Here is a 20,746-nt window from a genome sequence, read left to right on the forward strand (position 1 = left end):
CTTAACTATTATAGTGAAAGCTTTAGGGGGTTTGTGCCACCCCAGCTACTCGCGATCGCATCATTATCCTTGATCCTTACCGTTCCCCAACGTTCATGAGATTTTTCATGGTGTCGAGTCCTTTTTTCATGCGGCGAGACACTGTTACCACGCTAATATCCAACAGATCTGCCACCTCTTTCTGAGTCAAGTCATGTAAAAAGACAAATTCTAAAACCTCACGAGTCCGTTTTTCCAGGTGAACCAGGGCTTGTTGCAGGCGAATTTGGTCTTCTTGTGCCAGTTGAAAACTGCGATATCGTGGATCGGGGACTATATCACCCAAACTCGTTGTGCCGTCTTCTTCATCACCGACAGGTGTATCTAGGCTCAAGGGTTCTCGATTCTGATGCGCCAGCTTAATTTCTTGCCATTCAACTAGGGGAATGTCAAGAGCCGCGGCTACTTCAGCATCAGTCGGTTGACGATTTAATTTCTCTCGTAACTGGCGAATAATCGCGATAGACTGCTGTTGTAGAGCCAGCCAGCGTCGGGGGATACGAACACAACAGCCGCGATCGCGCAAATAGTGCTGAATTTCACCGCGAATGTAGGGAATAGCAAAGGAGCTAAAGGCATTACCCTTAGTGGGAGAAAATCGCTCAATAGCTCGAATCAGTCCAATACAGCCAATCTGTAGTAAGTCTTCGTAGCTTTCGGTGCATTGATTCACCCAATAATGAGCTTCTCGTCTAACTAGTCCAATATTGAGAGACACTAGCTGATTTCGAGTCTCTGACGATTTTGATTGCTGATAGTCTCGCAGCAATCGCAGGCTTTGGTGTTTTAGTTCTTGTTCGTGGGTAATCGGGGTCAGCATAGCAAAAGTAAAGGGGGTAGAAGCGTGCTTTTAGTGAGAACCCTTAACTCAAGCCAGCGGTTTATAGGAAAATTTGCTGCTGGAATCTAGAGGTTCGGATCACTACTATAGGTCATGAGCATCATTAGATTAGCCAGCTACAGCCGTTTTTCACAAGTACGGCTACCACGACGCCAGAAAGCCGGAGCAGGGTAAACCCAAATGAATAACGTTTTGGCTAATCTCCAAAATTGCAGTCAGTGCACCCTAATATTCCTCACACTATCAGGCAGGACTCCATCTTTTGAAAGATTTTCACCTGAAGTCTAGAGTTTTCACAACAGTTTACTATCAAGCATACCCCATTCAGTTAAGTATAACCCACAATCCTGATAGCTCAACAGGAGCGGGGGAGCAGGGGAGATGAGGAGGATAAATTAACTTTTTCCCCCCACCCTACACCCAGTCTCTTTCGAGTTCTTACCCCTCCATCAGTGTGGCTAATTTCTTGCCAACCATTTCTGAGCATTCAATCGCTGTATGGTATAAAACACCAGCAGATCGAGAGACACCTTACGTTCGTCAATCATAAATGACTCAAGGGTACTGGGTTTGGCTCCCTTGGTCGCGTAGGAGAAGGCTTTCTGCTTTTTTATATCCTCATCGGGGAAATAAACGTTAAATTGACGCTGACCGTTGGCGAAGCGACCAATGACTTGCCAGCAGTCTGGCTGGGTACTTAAACCGGGAATCGGAATTTTTTCCTTGACAAAATTCACCTCTACATCATCGACACCTTGTTCGCCAAAGGCAGTCTTTAACGCGGGCAGGTATTCTTGTTCGATAAATTCCGAGAAGGGTTTGTCTTCAGGTGCTGGCGGTTTCTCTTTTTTCGCTTTAGGGGGTTTAGACTTAGCGTCTTGAGCGTCTGGGTTAGATTTGTTTGATTCTGGCATAACGACATTGATATCAGTTATTGCTCTTTATATCTTTACAGAAAACGTCCATTAATTAACCTGTTGCCCATCCCTTTGCTTGCATCCCAGGGATTAACCCCCACTGACAGGGGGAATCAATACAATCTCATCTCCCTGTTGCAAAATCGTATCCGGTTCAACAAATTGGAGATTGATGCCAAAACGAGTCAGATCCCGCCAGGGTTTCAGTTCAGGATGTTCGGTGAGCAGGCAATCCAGAAGGGCTGATACAGGAGTTTGGGCGGGGAATTCCCGTTGAAGTTCAGGGACACCGTAAGCGTCTTGATACGCGGCGAACAGTTTGATGGTGACACAAATCAAAGGTTCTGACATTTTTTTGTACTAGGCTGGGTGACGCACTTTGATGACTGTCTGAGGCAAGACTCCCACCAACAGAGCAAAAGCCTCATTGGGTAATTTAGCAATTGTTTCTGCATCAAAGAAGCCCTCAAACTGCTCTAGCATCTTTTGGGCACGTTGCAGGGGAACTGGGTTATCAGTAATTTGCATCGTTAATCTAACCCACTGTCGTCGAATCAGATACGCCCGCTTTCGCTCATCTGATGATTCGGGAGAGAGTAAAGAAATATTTCCTACAGGTAGCACCTGTTGACAATCAAGATCGAACAAGCCTCCCACTCCTGAACCGGGACCGGCAAATTCAGCATGATAGCGCTTGAAGAGAATTAAGCCATTCCGACGTCGAGGATTAACGATCAGCAACTGTCGATCGTGAAGCTGCTGAAGAATTCTCCCTTCAGGTGAGTCTTGGGAGTTTGGGCTTTCTTTATTCATGCCACTAGAGCCTTGAGCGTTGGCGAAACTATTGGGGCGAGCAAGCACCTCCTCTTCTTCGTAAAGAGCTGTTTGGCAACGCTGGTTATTTTCGCTCTCCATTTCAACTCGTATTTCTTAATTTCAAGGGAGCAGAGATGCACCCAGGTTGAACCCACAACTAGGCAACTCAATAGGTTATCAGTCTTTGATAATAACCAAGAAGAGCAGTTTTGTTGACCATCTATGTTTAATTACCCTCTCAAACCAACTCAGATCGGTGTCATTTGTTGCTTCTCGACAAATTTATAACTCTATTTTATGGCATACGGTTACAGGTATAGGTCAGGTCAAGTCCCTACAGATGCCTGAATTGAGACACAATACACCTATCTATTAAGAAATTTTATGAAGATTCTGTGAAGAAGCGGGAATGTTTTTTAAAGAAATGATGAAGCCCGCTCACGACGCTTGATTCTCAAAGGCGGCATAATTGGATTGTTTCCCCAACGAAAGCAACTTGCCCCAGGGAGGAGAAATTTCGCCACCCAGACGGGTGGGGAACGGAGAGCAAGTTAGGTTAAACGCTTGTGTAATAACAAACGTTGAGGACAGCGTCGCCAGAGACTGTAACTCGGCTCCAGATGATGCAGTTGATAGCCCATTTTTAGGTAAAGTTGCCGAGCTTTATCGTTACTATCGAGGACATGAAGGTAGAGATGGGGAAAACCCCATGCTAAGGACTGACGCTCACAGGCTAGCAGTAATTGAAAAGCCACACCCTGTCGCCGACAGGACTTTCTGACCGCTAAATTAGAAATGTAAGGATAGTGGTGACCTTGAAGTTGCCAGGATGGGGGGGAACGTAGGGCAATTTCGACAGTGCCGACGAGTAGCCCGTCAGCACCATCGACAGAAGTATCAGAGTTGAGGGCAACAAAACAAGCATAATGGGGAGAATTGGTACGTAGCCGATTACGCAAATCTTCATAAATTCCTAATCGCCAAATTGGATAAACCAAACGCCAGAGTCCCTTTTGAGAGTGAAAGCTATCCGCGAGAATGTCCGAGAGCGGAATCAGATCTTGGTCTTTTGCCCTCCGAATCGTCAAGCGGGAAGCATCAACACTCAGCGTCTGTTGAGCCTCAGAGGCAACTTCGTGGGGCGTCACGAAAGAAAAGCAGGGGTTCACCATCACACAAACCTAAAGAGTGCCATCACTACTCCAGTGGGATAAACACTTAAGCTCAAATCATCGTCTTTCGTTTCTAGAACGATAGTATTGTACAAGTAGAGCATTGACGAATCACTTCGCTTTGTTCAGCGCTTTCCCAGGGGCATGACACCATCATAAGCCGATCAAGGCGCAGCGCTTTGCCTCCTCAAGGTAGGCTCGATCTCCTAAATTTTCATGATTCGCCAAAAATAATGGGAGGAGTGAGGCGCGATCGCACGACTCTCAGGCTCAACCCAAGACCAAGACGTCACAAAAAACATGACAAGTAGGCATCTTGAGGCAGAATACAACCATACGGGAAAACAAAAATTAAAATCAATTGGGGTGTACCACTAACTACCGTCACAACAGCCAAATTGCCGCAGGACAAGTAACATGCTTCCTTTAGCCAGTCGTGATAATCGAACCACACTTCCCTGGAGTCAGAGATTTCTCACCGAGCCAGTCATTGCCAGCCGTAAAAACTTATAGCGTGCGTGCAAACTGTTTTTATTCGCAAAAGCTCTGGCAGCAGGAGAGCGGTGCATGAGATCTCAATCCACAAGTAAGCCTAAACTTCTGGTTGTCGATGACGAACCCGACAACCTGGACTTGCTGTATCGAACATTCCATCGCGAGTATAAAGTCTTGCGGGCAGAAAATGGTCCTACAGCACTAGAAGTTTTAGAAGCCGAAGGAGACATTGCTGTCATTATCTCCGACCAGCGCATGCCATTAATGAGCGGTACTGAGTTTCTCAGCATCACCGCCGCTCAATACCCAGACATTATCCGGATTATCTTAACGGGGTACACCGATGTTGAAGACCTTGTTGAAGCCATCAATGCGGGTAAAGTCTTTAAATACGTAACTAAGCCCTGGAATGCCGAGGAACTCAAGTCAGTCGTGCGGCAAGCCATGGATACTCATAACGTCCTCAAGTCCCGCACCAGCGAACTCTGTCGGGCGTTGCGTCGGGAAACCCTCCTGAATACGGTGACTAATACCATTCGCAATGCCCAGTATGACAAAAGTGGTAGTTCCCCGCTTAAGGACGTTCTGCAACGGATTGTCGAAACTGTAGGTCACTTGCTAGAGGTTGATGTATGCATCCTCCGTCCCTTTCAACAAGAGCAGTTGGTCGATGAATGGTTCGTGTATCAACGGCAACTGAGCGACTCAGGTGGGGACACTTCACGGTTTAGAGACAATGGCAGGCAACCCTTATCACCGAGCCATCCGCCCTTAAACCTAGCACAAGTGCAACCCAACTCCTGTACCATACAAACCACAGGTGAAAATGCAGATGGTACGGCGTCGCTACCCCCACTTTTAACTCAGACGGTTTGGCAAACCAATGAAGTCACCGTTATTCAAGATGTATTGACTGATGAACGATTTAATCAGGATAGCCCTGAGATCAAAGCACGGATACAGGCTTATAAACACGCTAATATTCGCTCTAGCTTAGTCGTTCCCTTGATCAGTCAACAGGAATTAGTGGCGGTCATGGCTTTACACCAATGTGTAGAACCTTATAGCTGGCAAGATGACGAAATTCAGCTCGTCGTGATGGTGGCTGACCAAGCCGCCATGGCAATTTCCCAGGCGCGGGCTTATGAACAGCTACATGCATTAGCTACCCAGCAAACCTTAATCAATACAATTACCAGCGCTATCCGTTCGACGCTTGACCCCCAAGAAATTTTCACAGCGATTACTCAACAATTAGGCGTTGCTCTCAAAGTTGATGGTTGTGTTCTTTCCCTGTGGAGTGAAGACGATGAGTTTGTGCAGTGTGTGGGCTTGTATGATGGGAAATCTACAAAAGTGGTGGGAACGTCGGTTAATCATCAATATCAATCCCCAGACAATAATCAAGTCCCTCTAGCTCATTCTTTTGCCTCCTCAACTCAACTGCCCTCGTCAGCCGTTCCTATTGTCGGCAATCCAGTATTGCGGCAGCTTCTTGATACTCAAGCCCCAGTGGTTCTCAATGATTTGGCAGCCAATTCCCAAATGAGTGGAACTGACCTGCCCCTGCGCCAAAATGCCCGTGCCCTGTTGGTGGTGCCTTTATTAGTTGATGGCAAAATTATTGGTAGCATTAGCCTGCGGCAAACGGATACCCCACGCCACTGGTTACCCTCCGAAATTGAACTTGCCCAAGCTGTGGCATCCCAAGCCGCAATTGCGGTTCAGCAATCGCGACTTTATCAAAAAACTCGACAGCAAGCGGAGCGGTTAATGGAATTAGACCGCCAGAAAACGGAATTTTTCCAAAATGTTTCCCACGAATTCCGCACCCCCCTGACCCTGATGATTGGACCACTGGAATCGGCAATTAACCAACATCAGGGATTACCTTATGAACAAAGTGTGATCGCTCTGCGGAATTCGCGCCGCCTGTTGCGATTAGTCAATCAGCTATTGGATTTACAGCGATTAGATGCTGGACGGATGCAACCGAGCTTCCGTCCCTGTAATTTAATTGAATTTATTAATCAAATTGTTGAAACCTTTAGACCTTACTGCGAGAAAAAAAATATCAATCTCTTGACCCAGCTCATCCATTGTCCTGAGATTTATTTAGATGTAGAAAAATTTGACAAAGTATTGTATAATCTCCTGTCAAATGCGATGAAGTTTACTAATGCTGGGGGAAGTATTACCATCACTGTAAAATCGACGGACAATAAAGTTTGTCTTAAAATTTCCGACACGGGTATTGGTATTAGTAAAGAACAACTTCCTCATTTATTTGAACGGTTCCGACAAGCAGAAGGCTCAGTAAACCGCAGTTATGAAGGTAGCGGTTTAGGATTAGCTTTGGTGAAAGAATTGGTAGAACTCCATGGGGGACAAATTGAGGTTTCCTCAGAACAGGGAAAAGGCACAACATTTACCATTCTTATGCCACAAGGAAAGGCTCACCTCCCCTTAGAGCAAATTGTGAATGTTGCCACTGAAATCCAGCCAAGCCGCGCCTCTGTGGAACTGGCGGACTTGGAAATGGAATCATTCGGGGAACAACAGGAGCAAGGGGAACCGGAAGCGGAACAAGTTGGAGAAACCCCTTCTATTATTAAATCCATTTTACCTGGAAGAACGTCTTCCTCGCGTATTTTGGTGGTCGATGATAATTCCGACTTACGGGCTTATGTGGGGAGTATCTTAAGGCAATCCGGCTATCAGGTGTGGACAGCAAGGAATGGCGAGGAGGGATGGCAGATGACGCAGAAGTGCTATCCTCAACTTATTGTGACTGATTTGATGATGCCAGTGATGTCAGGACTGGATCTGATTCATACAATTCGGGGTTCACAGGAATTTAAAGGAATACCAATTATATTGCTAACGGCAAAAGCCGATGAAGCCAGTCGGATTGAGGGAACGGAAAAGGGTGCAGATGCCTATCTCTCAAAACCCTTTAATGACCGGGAATTATTGGCAGAAGTCCGCAATTTGTTAGCGCTAAAAGAACAAGAACAGCGTGTGATTGAGTTAAATCGATATCTAACCGAGTCGGTACTGAAACGCTTTTTACCCCCAGCTATGGTACAAAAAGCAGCACGGGGGGAATTGGTACTGGATTTACATCCAGAACCCCGCTTGGTTACCTCTTTGTTTAGTGATATTGTTGGCTTTACCGAGTTGTCGAATACCTTGCGATCGCGCCGAATTGCGGAGTTGCTTAATGAGTATCTGGCAGCCATGACTCGTGCGGTGTTTGATAATGGGGGTACGGTGGATAAGTTTATGGGGGATGGCATTTTAGCAATTTTCGGCGCTCCCGAAGAATTGAGTCCTCACGAACAAGCCCGACGGGCAATTGCGGCGGCACGACAAATGCTGCGATCGCTCGATCAGCTGAACCAACAGTGGCAAGCTAGAGGACTGGTGGGCAATGGGGGACCCCCGCCTGTACGATTCCGCTGTGGTATTCATCAAGGAACAGCTGTAGTGGGTATGTTTGGCGGAGATGAACGAACAGACTATACCGCGATCGGTCCTTCGGTGAATATCGCCGCACGACTACAAGAAGCCGCTGAACCAAATTCAATCCTGGTTTCGGCGTCAGTTGCCGATTGGTTAGACGATGATGCGATCGCAAAGTATCGTTCTCTTAAGCTTAAAGGTGTCGATGAAACAGTCTTAACCTTTACCGTCAACCCTGTGTCAGTGAATTCCAATTCACCCGATAATGGGAGAAGCTAGTGCGGGGGAGCAGGGGAAGCTTCTAGAGACGTTAAGGCGTGGAACTATGGTGAGCAGGGGAGCAGAGGCGCTAGGGAGCCTTTCTGTATGGGAAAAATGCTGCACTAGGAATCTTTCGAGCGATTCACTACGTCTATTTTTGAATGTAGAAATTTTCGGCTACTACGCTAACTATGAAACCTTTACGATGGCTCAACATTGGAGTTCTAACGACGGCATTTCTACTCACCGTCGGATCTTCAAATTCCCTAAAGGCAGGCACATTTGATAGTCAAGAAGTAAATTCTGATAATTTTATTGCCGTTGCTGCCCCTTTCGGGGATGATAAGTATCAATTGCTGATTATCGAGCAGCGCTCAAACCAACGCGCTTGCTGGCAAGAACAGGGAAGTAATCCCGCGATCGTTGATCCGTTACTTCTTAATTTTGACTTTACAGGCATTTGCGGACGTAGCACCGATAGTAACGGCTATTCGATTCGCATGGAGGGTCAAGATTTAGGATTAGACTATTTGCTGAGAATTGTCGAGCGTAATGGCGAGTTAGTCCTCGTTGGTACAAATCGGATGAATCGTCAAGCCCCCAAGGTGGAAATTGGCAGAACCCAAGGGTTAAGTAATGGCAATTTCCTGAAAATTCAACTCAATCCCGGTTGGCGGTTCACTCGACGTGCCTATCAAGGTCGAGAATTAGGTCATATCTATCTAACTAGCGATACGGCGGCTCCCGTTGCACCAGCAATGAGTACTCCCCCAAACCCACTACCGCCAGCCGCACGGGAACCTGCACCTGTACAAACCGAGAGGGAGTTTATTTTTACTAAGCCAACCGAGGAAAATACTCCACCATCCGTCACCGTACCAACTCTAGAAAATCCAGCAACCAGTCCTCAAACCCTACCCCCTCCTTCTTCCAATCAGACTGTGCCAGTTTTGGAACAGTTAAGGTGAGTTCTGTGTAGGGGCTCTTTTCACGACTATCATTTCTTGCCTAACCCAGATGTGACTAAACCCGCCCCAATACTGTTCGCTGCAAGTTTTAATGTCACTTATTCTCCCCCAGCTCCCTCAGCTCCCTCAGCTCCCCCAGCTCCCCTGCTAATCCTTAATCCTCTGTAACTGCGTTCTTTGTCGCCTACGCCGCTGAGGTGGTGATTGGCGACGGGCTTGTAAGGATACGACTTGAGCCTCACTACTTTCTCTGGCTACCCGAATCAACAATCCAGCAGAACACAAATTGGCAATCATGGAACTACCCCCATAACTAAAAAATGGGAAGGGTAAACCTGTGGTGGGGAGAACACCTGTGGCGACGCCAATATTCAACAGCGATTGACCGACAATTAAAATCATCGCTCCGATCGCGACCAACCGATGTATGGGGTGACGGGTCTTCAGTGCCACGATTGTTGCCAGGGTAGCATAAGCCACGATCAGCATCAGTAACAATGTAGTGCCCACAAAGCCAAATTCTTCCGCGAATACGGCAAAAATAAAGTCGGTATATTGAATGGGTAAATAAAATAGCTTTTGTTGGGATAGACCAAACCCTGAACCCCATGTACCCCCTGATCCCACCGCCAGCAGACTTTGAATCAGTTGATAGCCGTCATTCATTGGATCAGCCCAGGGATTGAGAAATGACATCACCCGACGCCGCTGATATTCTTTGATGCTGATACTAATTGTTGCTAGTAATACGCCCCCTAAAGCGGTTCCTCCTAAGTGGAAAAATGGCAACCCCGCCGCGAGTGCTATCAACCATACAGTCATACCGCATAGCGCCGTTGTACTCAGATTTGGCTGGAGCAAAATTCCCAACAGCACCAGGGCAAACATCCCTAGCCAGAACAGGCGTACTCGCAGGGAAATCTGTTGCCATTGCCCAAAGATGCAAGCACTCTGGAGGATCAGAAACGGTTTAATTAATTCCGAGGGTTGTAGAGGAACAGGACCGAGGGATAGCCAACGGGTTGCGCCATTAACTGTCGTCCCGACACCGGGAATCAGGATGATCAAGATCAACCCCAATAACACCAGCATTATCAAATGGGCAATTTTCAAGATATACCGTAAAGGCGATCGCACAAAAAAATTAAAAGCGATCATGCCTAGGGTAATCCAGATGAGCTGTCGTTTGAAGTAGTATAAACCATCCCCAAACTCAGCATCGGCACTGGGATAGGATGCGGAGAACAGCACCGCTAAGCCCACAAATAGCCACAGAAAGGTTAACCAGCGCAACAGACGGGCATCGATTGCCCAGTCCTTAGCCGAAGGATGAATCCATGAAATCAGATTGCGTAGAGTCACTAATCGTCAATGATTACTCTAAATAAGGGTAACGCAAACAGACACTTACACCCAGCTTCTGTGAGGAGAATACCTTGAAACAACCACGTAGCAGGAATAAACCTTCTCTCTTTTGCTATACCTTCGACAATCTTCAATACCATACAAAAATCTTACGACTATGATAATATAGATGAAAATCGTAAGCCTCAGTCATGTTGCAAACCCTAACCGCCAAACTAAAACTAGAAGTCACTCCGGAGCAAAAACAAATGCTTCGAGTGGCTTCTTTGGCGTATAGAGATGCCCTGAACTTCGCGTCTGGCGTTGCCTTTGAGATGGGTAAAACCTACAACGGCACCAAGATACAGAAGGAGGTTTATTACACGTTGCGGGAGAAGTTTAGACTCCCGTCGCAGATGGCTTGTAACGTTCCCCGCCAAGTAGGGGCAACATACAAGTCATTGCGGACAAAACTGAAACAAAATGAGGAGGCGATAAAAGCTGGACGTACCAAGAAGCGATACAAAGGACTGGATAAACCACCCAAATATGTTTCTCGTACCTGCACATTAAATTATCAGCGTGACTACTCGTTTGTTGAAAACCAGAAAGTAAGTGTCATCACTTTAGATGGTCGAATCAAGGTGAATTATCATGGCTACTCCAAGCACCTTGAGATGATTAATTCTGGAGTAGCCAAAATCGGAGCAGCAAAGCTCTGGTACTCGAAACCTACCAAGGCTTACTACTTATTGGTGAGCATGGAGGTAGAAGTACCAGACTTAACAGCAACCGATATCAATCGAGTTATGGGGGTAGATGTTGGAGAGCGGTATATTGCCGTTGCCGCCGATACCCGTAACAAGACTCAGTTTTTCAGTGGTAAAGAGGTGAGACACAAAGCTTCTCGTTATGTCAAGGCGAGAAAGTCTTTGCAGCGTAAAGGCACCCGTTCAGCAACCCGTAGATTGGTTGCAATATCTGGGCGGGAGAGACGGTTTATCGCTGATACAAATCACTGCAAAAGCCAACCAAGTTGTAACGGATGGTACTTTAATTGGACTGGAGAATCTAACCCACATTCGAGAGCGGACAAATCCTAAAAGGAAGGGTAAAAAAGCATCTAAGAAACAACGTCGAGCTAACAGCAACAAGGCTCGTCGGTCATTTGCCGAATTACACGGCTTCATTGACTACAAGGCTGTGCTGTCTGGAAGTTTGGCTGTAAAAGTAGACGCTCACTACACTTCTGTGGCTTGTCCATGCTGCGGTCACACATCCAAAGAAAATAGACCCAACAAGGGTCTAACTTTTGTGTGTCAGCAATGCGGTTATACTCTCCATGCTGATGAGAGTTGGCGCTAGGAATGTTGCACTTAGAGTGTTGCTCTCTCGGCAAGACTGGGAGAGTACGGGGCGTTTTTCAGCCGTCCCTAATGCGTCGTCGGATGAAGGCAAAGCCGAACGCCTTTCGAGGTATTCGGAGCTGCGCTGGACGATAGATGCAATCTCCACCCTCGGCGAAACGGAGCCGTCAGGCGAAGTGTAGCAGGGTGGAGTCGTTGAATCAAAAAGGGGTCATCATGACCCCTCCACCTTTGCCGTAGAAGCTATTTTTTAAAGCAACCCCGTATTCGTACCGGGTTTGCCAGTGGCTAGCTTTACCTTGATAATTTTGCCGCCCATTTTCATGATCCGCTGTTGTTCCCGAAACCAGTTGTCGTAGGGAACTAACTTGGTGAAATAGGTGTTTTGCAACTCCCGTTGGGTTCGGGTTCGGGTTTGGCTAGGGACACAAGCGGTCACCTGAAACATTCGCATGATTGAAGTTCTCCTAATTAAAACTCAAAAACTTTAAATTTAAATCAGGTTTGGGACTCAACTGTCAATACCAGATTGTCAAAACTCATCTGCTTAACCAAAAAGTCAGACTTGCCTTCAACAAGCTAGCACTCACAATTGACTTCCCAAACCTTGAAAAAATGACCGACTACAGGTTCACAACGGAACGTTCCAGAAGTCTTTAGCTCAAGCCAGAGCAAATGTAGTCGAAGTAAACACCCATTTCCTTACCAGCATCAGCACCAACCAGACTGGCGGTAACTTCTTTCATGGCTTGGATGGCTTGTACAGTTGCACCAACGGGAACACCTAAAGAGTTATAGGTTTCCTTGAGTCCATTCAGTACCCGCTCATCCAGGATGGAGGGATCACCCGCCAACATGGCATAGGTGGAGTAGCGCAGATAGTAGTCCAAGTCCCGGATACAAGCAGCATAGCGGCGAGTGGTGTACATATTGCCACCCGGACGAGTGATATCCGAGTAGAGCAAAGACTTGGCAACAGCTTCTTTAACGATAGTTGCTGCGTTAGCACTAATTGTGGTTGCCGCACGCACCCGCAATTCACCCGTGGCGAAATAGCCCTTGAGCTTGTCCATCGCAGAGGCGTCCAGGTATTTTCCTTGAACGTCGGAAGAGTTGATAACAGAGGTAATTGCGTCTTGCATCGATTCTATTTTCCTTATTTCACCTAGTCTCTCAAATCCTTAAGACAGACGCGCACCTTCCCGGTGTGGAAGCGTCATGCTACGTCTTTCCCAGTAGGATAGGGTCTACTGCATTGCTCCGATTACATAGTCGAAGTAGGAGCCAGCTTCAGCCGCATCTTCCCCAGTCATCATACCGGTAGCAGCGTTTTTCATGGCACGAACGCCTTCGACAACAGCGTCAACGGGAGTTCCTAAAGACTTGTACATTTCGCGCACGCCGACTAAGCCAATTTCTTCAATTGGGGTAACATCGCCAGCGACAACACCATAGGTGATCAGGCGCAGATAATAGTCCAAGTCACGCAAGCAAGTTGCTGTCATTTCTTCACCGTAGGCATTACCACCGGGAGAAACAACATCAGGACGCTTCTGGAATAACTGGTCTCCCGCTTGCTTAACGATGCGCTCACGAGAGTCTGTCAACGCTTGAGCAACCCGTAGGCGACGCTCAGCAGACATAACAAACGACTTGATCCGGTCTAACTCACCAGGGCTTAGGTAACGAGCCTCGGCATCGGCATTCACGATTGACTTCGTGACAATACTCATTTACAGGATTCCTCCTCCAAGAATGTAACCAGGTGTGCTTAAACTGGCTTATTGTAACTGTTGAAACGCTGAAACGCTTCCCAATGGGCTAGGCTCTCCAGCTCGGACGGCTGACTCTGCTCAATCTTGACATCGATCGATTAAGTCGTTGCAAGATTGGTGAGAGTAGCTAGCGATACATTAGGTCAGTGATACAGCTCTCTTCCGCAAATATTCTGCGATAGATTGTTCACATTTTTCCTATGTTCGCAACATTTTGTAACATTTGTCCTCAGATTTAGGGGTTTGGGAGGGGGGATTGGGCGAAGCATTCGCGTTGAGATTTTGGTAGAAAACCGATATATCTGGGCGCGAATGCGTCGCCCCTAAGAATGCAGATGGAGCACATCCGCCCTCCTGCGCCCCTGCCCTAATCCCTACTCAGAGATAGATTTAATGCTCCCTAAGTAATTGCCAGCAGGCAACGAAGGAACGCGAGGATAGGGAACTACATACTCCCCAAAGAAACGAGCATACTCTGAACTGTCAACCATGGCAACCACCGCCGCATTAAGTCCTTGCTCAGCCATCAATTTGGTGTAGTCCTGAATCTCCGTTTGAGTCGCAGGAGTCCGTCCCAGTAGGTGACGGAACAACAACTCGATGACTTTAGCACTAGGATAGGGCGAGTAGAAGCGCTGACGATAGCTTTCACTACACGCCAACTCCTTGACAAATTCGCGCACAGAAATGTCACCCTGGCTTAGTTGACGCTCTAAGTCAGGCTGTCGATAGGATGGGGGAATTTCACCCGTCCAAATATCCATCACCTGAGCGTAAATTGCCTCAATCACCTGAGCCGTTTCGCCCGGATTTCCGGGGTTCAGGCGAAAAATCCGTGCAGGTTTACGATTGGCAATTCCGATGGCGGCTTGAACCGACGGATTATCGTCCTTTGGTACAGAACGACTGAGTTCCACAAAATCAGGCTTAGCCGTCGCCGCCATATCCGCGATCGCTTTACCCGTCAGGGGCAGTTTTGCCCCATCCACTTGCGAACTGACTGGCTCAAAGCTAGGAACAACCAGTTGATTATTCTGCTTGGTCAGCTTGTTATAGAGTTTCTCCGTATTGGGGAAGTTCGCCGCCGGTAAAGTGGGGAAGCGACGATAGGGAACCGTATCTTCACCAAAGACTTGAACATACTCCATGCTGTTAACCATGGCACCGATAAAGCCTCGGATACCCTGGGACGCCAGAATCTGGTTGTACTTTTGGATTTCCTTTTGATTCTCCGGTGCCCGACCCAAGAAATGCTTCGTTCCCAACTCAATTACCTTGGTGTTGGGATAGGGCGTGTAGAACTCTTTGATGTAGAGTTCAGAGCAACCTAAACCTTCAATAAACTCCTTGAGGTTAATTTCACCGTTCCCCAGCTTGCTTTCCAGGCTAGAAAACTGACCTTTGACCACATAAGGTTCAACATCGCGCTCAAAGATTTGTCGATACGCGGCACGAATCAGAACCTTCACCGCTGGCTTATCATTGAGATCCGTCAGCTTAAAGATCTTAGTCTGCTGGCGCTTCGTACTCACGCCTTGATTAATCCGGAATTGAATATCCGGATCAGTCCGCGTTTCAGTCACCTCTCCCATCGCCACATAGGTGGGAGTTGCCGGTACTTCTGGCTTGGTACCCACATCCTCACGAATCGCACCCGGTCGAGTCGAGCGCAATTGTAGACCCCCAGGTGTCAGATAGCGCTCGTAGGGAACCGTATCTTCCCCAAAGGCTTCCTCGTATTCTTTGCTGTCAATCAGGGTATCAACCAGAGCGTAGAAGCCTTTTTTGGCACAAATATCAAAGTATTTGTTCGTCTCCACTCGCCCGTAAGTGGGGCGTCCCATCAGACGACGGTGGATATATTCCACAGCCTTCATCACGTACAGGGATGTCCAGTACATCTTGCGGAAGACATCAGATTTCGCCAAGATGCGGATAAATTCCCGGATAGTAATCTCGCCATTTTCCAGATTAATCTCCGCCACTTTCTGGCGTTGACCATCATAGACATCCCGCCCAAAGACTTGGCGATAGCAGGCGCTAATTACCTTTTGGGTCGAGCTTTCGGCAAATGTGACACTAGCCGCCTTAGTGATAGGAATCTGGTCTAAGCGGAAGACTTTAGCCCCCAGAGAACCTGGAAACTCACCCCTTGCCCGAGGATTACTGTTTTGGTTATTAGTAGCAGGTCCGCGATGGATCAGGATGCGCTTAGTATCCTTACCAAAACCAGCCGGTTGCGTATTGGGATCGCGAGTTTCTTTGGGGAAAATTGCTCCAAACTGAATCTCTAAGGGGTCATTACCTGCACCGTAGGGGTGTTGATCCGGTAACGGCTGCTCATACTTGGCAAAGGTGGTGATAAATTGGGGCACCTTGCGGAAGGGGGCGCTGTATTTGAGCAAGTCTTGCTGCATTCCCCAGTTGCGGCATTCCTGAGCCTCCTGTCCCAATCCCCGCAGGTAGGGAACGGTTTCTTCGCCAAAGTAATCTGAGTATTCCTGAGAATCGACCAAGGCGTCCACCAGCGCCGCTAAACCGCCATTGGACACAATCGAGAAGTAGGTCTGAACTTCTTCGCGAGACGACGGACCGCGACCCAGGAAATGACGGAATGCCAGTTCTAAAGCGCGACTGTTGATAAAGGGTTCGTAAAATTGTTTGCGGTATAGGGGCGATTTACCTAGGCGACGCACAAACTCCTTCATGGAGAGGTCACCGTTTTTCACCTGAGATTCCAGGTACGAGATGGATTGGCTGTAGGCGCGGCTAATGTCACGCTCAAAGATTTGCCGATACGCCGCCTTGACCACTTCGTTTTTTTCTAACGCCGATAGTCCTGTCTTCATCACGAACTTCGGACGCCGTTCTGCTGCATTAAAGTAGCTTTGGGGCAGTTGTAACCCTTGCTGATCTGGCGAAGGACGCTGTCGTACTTTATCGGCTGGATTCGGGGCTTTGAATTCGTTAATCAGAATCTCAAAGTACTGACTAACCAGTTGAGCCGCTTCCGCATCGCGCTTAAAGTATCCCAGAGATGCTGCCCGCATTTCTTGAAGTGCCAGCAATGTGGCATCTCCAGAGCAGGCATTTTCGATAATTTCTCGTAATCCTCGGACGTTGACGATAATAATGTTGGGGTCACCTGCAACGATTGAGTAGGTGAGGTAGCGCAGCATCCAAGACAAGTCCCGCAGGGATTTCTGCATATTGCTTGGACCGTAACGGGCGACGTTTATCGGTCGAAATCCCGATGGGGCAGGACCCCCACTTGAGGCGCTAAAGATGTTCCGGAATCCTTCAAAGAAACCCCCGCCACTTTCGACATACGTCGCGGTTCCCAATTCCATCGTGCGTCTGACATCGCCTGTACCCATCGCACTGGCTGCCATTGCTGCCATTGCCATTTCTGGTGCGGGTTCTTCCCGTGGCTTCTCTAAATACGCCATCGGGGAACCGCCGACAAAAATCCGGTTAGCCGCACGGGATACAATCAAGTCTGAGTTTTGGGTAATCAGACTGGCAATATCTATCCGTCTGTTACCGGATTTGAAATATTCAGACAGCTCACTTAGCTCTCCTTTGCCCAAGAACCGATCTTGCTGTTCGGCTTGGATAATGTTGCTAATCGGTACGGTTTGATAAAGTTGCGGACGCGCAACTGAGCTTCCACCACTTGCCTTAACACTCATTTATTTTCTTTCCGCTCCCATCGACAATTGCTACTGACTGTGTTAAGCCTGACCAGGGGATTTATGTAGGTCGCTTTCGTTTACATGAGGCTCAGCACATTAAGATTTTTCCCAGATCCAATTGCTCATGAGCTGGGATATTCTCTGTCACCTTGCCCTAAATCAACCAATGACCTAGCTCAACCTAGTCAGCATCTAGATTAAAACGTTTCTGATCTTCTTAACGGCTTTATTAAGAAGTGTATAGAATACATGCCAAAATTTTACAGTGTAATAACAGAGTCATCATAGTGGATTAAACCCAATCGCTGAGAAAAACCATAAGTTTTGTTACATTAGTTCGGGTTGATGGTTCTCCTGTTCCCTGTTCCCCGTTCCCCGGTCAACCATCTATCATATCCGTTATCACAAGTAATAAATGACCAATGACAAAGGACAATACCAGCATTGCTGTAGCCCGGTTGTATGACGCTTACCCCTTTCCCCCAGAACCCTTGTTGGACGAACCGCCACCTGGGTATAACTGGCGCTGGAATTGGTTAGCCGCCTATAATTTCTGCACGGGTCAAAAACCGTCAAGGCAGGATATTCGGATTTTAGATGCTGGCTGTGGTACAGGGGTAGGTACTGAATATTTGGTTCATCTCAATCCCCACGCCTCAGTTGTGGGTATCGATTTGAGTGCTGGGGCTTTGCAGGTGGCGCAGGAACGCTGTCATCGATCTGGGGCGAATCGGGTTGAGTTTCATCACTTGAGTCTCTATGATGCCCCCACATTGGCGGGAGAATTTGATTTAATTAACTGTGTGGGCGTATTGCATCATTTGCCTGATCCGATTCAGGGTATTCAGGCATTAGCACCCAAGTTAGCACCAGGGGGCTTGATGCATATTTTTGTCTATGCTGAATTAGGTCGCTGGGAAGTTCGGCTAATGCAACAGGCGATCGCACTCCTGCAAGGGGAGCAGCGTGGGGATTACCAAGATGGTGTGCAAGTCGGACGTCAGGTGTTTGATTCATTACCAGAAAATAATAGAATTGTCAAGCGAGAAAAAGAACGCTGGTCATTGGAAAACCAACGGGATGCTAATTTCGCGGACATGTATGTGCATCCCCAAGAGATTGACTACACCATTGACACTCTATTTGAGTTGATTGATGCGTCGGGGTTAGAGTTTATGGGCTTTTCTAATCCCGGATATTGGCAATTGGATCGTCTATTGGGGAAAAATCCAGGGTTAATGGAACGGGCGAGTGGGTTGAGCGATCGCCAACGGTATCGTTTAATTGAATTGTTAGATCCAGACCTGTCCCATTACGAGTTTTTCCTGGGACGCCCGCCTCTACCGAAGGTCGATTGGTCACAGGATGAGGAGTTATTCGCCGCAATCCCAGAACGTAATCCCTGTATGGAAGGGTGGCCCAGTCAATGTCTATTTAACTACGACTATCAGATTATCAATTTATCAGATGCCGAGTTTGCTTTCCTACAGGCGTGTGACGAGAACAGCAGCCAACAGCGCACCGTGGCAGAGATTTTAATGGATGTAGCATTAGGATTAGATGGAGTGCGATCGCTCCAACAGCAGCAGCTTGTTCTTTTAAGTCGAATGACACTGACTTAAGCCCTGAACTTAAAGGGATGGCTTACTTGTCAAATTAAGGGTTTGTAGTCAGCAATACTAGCGTTTATAGCGATCAAGCGCAACTAAGAACCTAGCTAGAATGTCGAATCGGGAACTAAACTAGAACCATAATCCATCGTCAAGCCATTGGTCACTCAAGCCAAGGACTTCATGTTTAGACTGATAGAGCGATTTATACAATGGCTGGGTCAACCGCCTCAGCCGCCTGTTGAACAGCCAAAGGGTGTAGAACTATCTCCACAACCCAAACCAGAGGAGTCTCCCCTTGATGATGTTGATGAACAAATTGCTGAGAAATTAAACCTTAGTGAACCGTCTCTTGAATCGGCGAATCCTAAAACTCTGCAAGAACAACTCAATTTCTTAGCTCAAGGGAAACTTTCCTTGTGGCCCCCCCATCAAGAGTATATTGGTTCAATTGTGATTAATCGTCCCCTTATTTTAGATGGACAAGGGGCAACCATTTGTACAAATCACGGACCTGTGGTGTCTATTGAGTCCGATAGAGTCAGCTTGTGTAATCTCAGAATAGAGTTCACTGGAGAAGTCGGAAGCTGTATAGAAGACCAGTGTGCCATTCTCGTAAAATCTGGACAAGGCTTACAGCTTGATAATGTCGAAGTACGAGGTTCAGTGATGGGATTACCAGAAGAAGAGGGTGAGTGGAACTATCCAGAATCATTGCATCTGGGTCAACTTTCCCATGGAAGAGAACATGATTTGTTCTTGCGAATTATTGTGCCAGTGAACTGTACAATTTCAGCTAATATATCTGGACTGGCATTTTTACCTCGTCACCTTACTCCAGGACAAAACGAGATTCGCCTCCATATAGATTCTCTGCCAAAAGATACGTTAATTAACGGTAGTATTTTTCTGGTTTCAGCATCTCTGAAACGCCGCATTACATTAACCGCTCATATTCTAGCTTTGCCGGATGAGAAAGTTCCCTCGACTCAGAATAAAATTGTTTGGCAACCTGATAACTATTCGAGTGTCTCTGTTCAAGAAGATAGGAAAAGTAGGGAAGATCAGGAAGTATTGTCAGAGTTCCTTTCTAGCCAACCATCTGCCGATGTTTATGTACCTCAAACCGATGATGAAGTTCCCACTGAAGTTCAACCAAGCCAACCTTTACGACAGCAGAAAATCCGCCCAAATCAACAGCCTAAAGAGGGGCTTTTTCCACCCAGACAAAATAGTCAGTCTGTAACTGTTGAACCAAATTCTGATAGTTCTGTGGAGTTGACTCAATCACAGATTCCAGATTTATTTGCTCAATCTCAAAACCTTGTTCAGAGTCAGCCAGATTCCCTTGACTCAGGGAGTATTCCAGTCAAGGAACATCAGATAGGTCGTGCTTTCTCGATACCGAACTCAGACAATAAGACAACACCAGAAATTGAGGAGAAGCCTTCACAACCACAACCCAAGGTTTCCTCAGTATTTTTAGACCAAGAAACAGCATTCAGCCAAGAGCCATCCCAGGAAGCGCCGTCTTCATCTCGTTCCGTGCGATCGCAACCCATCAATAACCCGCTATTTCAGCAAAAGTCTACTTCTAGTATGCCTGTAGATGAACCGGACAAGACTGGGGATTCATCGTCATCTAGCGACGATTCAATTCACACAAATCCTAGCAAAAGTCAATCTCAAGATACACTAGACTCAGGCAATAAGCCAGAATCATCTGCCAATAAGATTGCGCCCAGTCAATCTGTATCAGGCAAAAGAAAAATAGTTCAGCAGAATACTATTTCATCGATTTTCGGAGGTGATTCCGAGAAAAAACAGCCCGACGAACAAGATTGACTTCTCCCCCGGCTAAAGCGCGGGGGATTCTAAGCGGATACTACAGGACGGGCTAGAAGCCACGTCATGAAAGTTTTATCTTCTTAGAGTTCCAGAGAAAAACCCTGGATGGCGCAGTCAAAAACGCCCTACTGAC

Annotated in this window: 14 protein-coding genes and 1 pseudogene; 5 read left to right on the forward strand and 10 right to left on the reverse strand. The window is 47.2% G+C overall.

Translation table 11 applies throughout. The annotated features are described in order from the left end of the window. Nucleotides 1-76: 76 nt before the first annotated feature. From RID09_RS10485 to RID09_RS10505, 5 genes are all read right to left on the reverse strand, one after another. A complete protein-coding gene (locus tag RID09_RS10485) occupies nt 77-859 on the reverse strand; it encodes an RNA polymerase sigma factor SigF (RefSeq protein ID WP_446335887.1) in 783 nt (260 codons plus the stop codon). A 479-nt stretch (nt 860-1,338) separates the two neighbouring features. Continuing rightward, entirely contained in the window at nt 1,339-1,794 is a 456-nt protein-coding gene (locus tag RID09_RS10490; RefSeq protein ID WP_446335888.1) for a DUF2996 domain-containing protein, read from the reverse strand. 93 nt (nt 1,795-1,887) lie between these two features. Further along, complete coding sequence (locus tag RID09_RS10495; RefSeq protein ID WP_446335889.1) at nt 1,888-2,148, reverse strand: MoaD/ThiS family protein; 261 nt, start codon at nt 2,146-2,148, stop codon at nt 1,888-1,890. A gap of 9 nt (nt 2,149-2,157) precedes the next feature. Continuing rightward, nucleotides 2,158-2,712, reverse strand: a complete 555-nt coding sequence (locus tag RID09_RS10500; protein WP_446335890.1) for a hypothetical protein — start codon at nt 2,710-2,712, stop codon at nt 2,158-2,160. A 452-nt stretch (nt 2,713-3,164) separates the two neighbouring features. Next, nucleotides 3,165-3,761, reverse strand: a complete 597-nt coding sequence (locus RID09_RS10505) for a GNAT family N-acetyltransferase (RefSeq protein ID WP_446335891.1) — start codon at nt 3,759-3,761, stop codon at nt 3,165-3,167. Between the two features lie 591 nt (nt 3,762-4,352). Between RID09_RS10505 and RID09_RS10510 the strand changes: the two genes are divergently transcribed. Beyond that, nucleotides 4,353-8,024 (forward strand): response regulator, encoded by a 3,672-nt coding sequence (locus RID09_RS10510; protein WP_446335892.1) that lies wholly within the window; start codon nt 4,353-4,355, stop codon nt 8,022-8,024. A gap of 173 nt (nt 8,025-8,197) precedes the next feature. After that, a complete protein-coding gene (locus tag RID09_RS10515; protein WP_446335893.1) occupies nt 8,198-8,974 on the forward strand; it encodes a DUF3747 domain-containing protein in 777 nt (258 codons plus the stop codon). Between the two features lie 147 nt (nt 8,975-9,121). Here the strand turns inward: RID09_RS10515 and RID09_RS10520 are convergent, their stop codons facing one another. Beyond that, nucleotides 9,122-10,336 carry an FtsW/RodA/SpoVE family cell cycle protein gene (locus RID09_RS10520; RefSeq protein WP_446335894.1) on the reverse strand — a complete coding sequence of 405 codons (1,215 nt, stop codon included), beginning with the start codon at nt 10,334-10,336 and terminating at the stop codon, nt 9,122-9,124. A 194-nt stretch (nt 10,337-10,530) separates the two neighbouring features. On the opposite strand from RID09_RS10520, the pseudogene RID09_RS10525 reads away from it, so the two are divergent. Beyond that, nucleotides 10,531-11,867: pseudogene (locus RID09_RS10525) on the forward strand (RNA-guided endonuclease InsQ/TnpB family protein). A 68-nt stretch (nt 11,868-11,935) separates the two neighbouring features. Here the strand turns inward: RID09_RS10525 and RID09_RS10530 are convergent. The 4 genes from RID09_RS10530 to RID09_RS10545 all read right to left on the reverse strand — a co-directional run bounded on the left by RID09_RS10530 (nt 11,936) and on the right by RID09_RS10545 (nt 17,152). After that, nucleotides 11,936-12,139, reverse strand: coding sequence for a phycobilisome linker polypeptide (locus RID09_RS10530; RefSeq protein WP_446335895.1), 204 nt, complete (start codon nt 12,137-12,139; stop codon nt 11,936-11,938). Between the two features lie 202 nt (nt 12,140-12,341). Beyond that, nucleotides 12,342-12,827: an allophycocyanin subunit beta gene (gene apcB, locus RID09_RS10535; RefSeq protein ID WP_446335896.1), complete on the reverse strand. Its 486-nt coding sequence runs from the start codon at nt 12,825-12,827 to the stop codon at nt 12,342-12,344. Between the two features lie 105 nt (nt 12,828-12,932). Then, complete coding sequence (apcA, locus tag RID09_RS10540) at nt 12,933-13,418, reverse strand: allophycocyanin subunit alpha (RefSeq protein WP_446335897.1); 486 nt, start codon at nt 13,416-13,418, stop codon at nt 12,933-12,935. Between the two features lie 416 nt (nt 13,419-13,834). Then, complete coding sequence (locus RID09_RS10545; protein ID WP_446335898.1) at nt 13,835-17,152, reverse strand: phycobilisome rod-core linker polypeptide; 3,318 nt, start codon at nt 17,150-17,152, stop codon at nt 13,835-13,837. Between the two features lie 425 nt (nt 17,153-17,577). Here RID09_RS10545 and RID09_RS10550 point away from each other — a divergent pair, with 425 nt between their 5' ends. Beyond that, nucleotides 17,578-18,777, forward strand: a complete 1,200-nt coding sequence (locus RID09_RS10550) for a class I SAM-dependent methyltransferase (protein ID WP_446335899.1) — start codon at nt 17,578-17,580, stop codon at nt 18,775-18,777. 171 nt (nt 18,778-18,948) lie between these two features. Next, a complete protein-coding gene (locus RID09_RS10555) occupies nt 18,949-20,610 on the forward strand; it encodes a hypothetical protein (RefSeq protein WP_446335900.1) in 1,662 nt (553 codons plus the stop codon). The last annotated feature ends 136 nt before the right edge of the window (nt 20,611-20,746 follow it).

The organism is Coleofasciculus sp. G1-WW12-02 (assembly GCF_040219735.1).
In the GTDB taxonomy this organism is placed as follows: Bacteria; Cyanobacteriota; Cyanobacteriia; order Cyanobacteriales; family Coleofasciculaceae; genus Coleofasciculus.

Coding starts and splice junctions, on each gene's coding strand:
- RID09_RS10550 (WP_446335899.1), top strand. CDS start 17,578: ATGACAAAGGACAATACCAGCATTGCTGTAGCCCGGTTGTATGACGCT.
- RID09_RS10490 (WP_446335888.1), bottom strand. CDS start 1,794: ATGCCAGAATCAAACAAATCTAACCCAGACGCTCAAGACGCTAAGTCT.
- RID09_RS10515 (WP_446335893.1), top strand. CDS start 8,198: ATGAAACCTTTACGATGGCTCAACATTGGAGTTCTAACGACGGCATTT.
- RID09_RS10555 (WP_446335900.1), top strand. CDS start 18,949: ATGTTTAGACTGATAGAGCGATTTATACAATGGCTGGGTCAACCGCCT.
- RID09_RS10495 (WP_446335889.1), bottom strand. CDS start 2,148: ATGTCAGAACCTTTGATTTGTGTCACCATCAAACTGTTCGCCGCGTAT.
- RID09_RS10500 (WP_446335890.1), bottom strand. CDS start 2,712: ATGGAGAGCGAAAATAACCAGCGTTGCCAAACAGCTCTTTACGAAGAA.
- RID09_RS10545 (WP_446335898.1), bottom strand. CDS start 17,152: ATGAGTGTTAAGGCAAGTGGTGGAAGCTCAGTTGCGCGTCCGCAACTT.
- RID09_RS10510 (WP_446335892.1), top strand. CDS start 4,353: ATGAGATCTCAATCCACAAGTAAGCCTAAACTTCTGGTTGTCGATGAC.
- apcA (WP_446335897.1), bottom strand. CDS start 13,418: ATGAGTATTGTCACGAAGTCAATCGTGAATGCCGATGCCGAGGCTCGT.
- apcB (WP_446335896.1), bottom strand. CDS start 12,827: ATGCAAGACGCAATTACCTCTGTTATCAACTCTTCCGACGTTCAAGGA.
- RID09_RS10485 (WP_446335887.1), bottom strand. CDS start 859: ATGCTGACCCCGATTACCCACGAACAAGAACTAAAACACCAAAGCCTG.
- RID09_RS10530 (WP_446335895.1), bottom strand. CDS start 12,139: ATGCGAATGTTTCAGGTGACCGCTTGTGTCCCTAGCCAAACCCGAACC.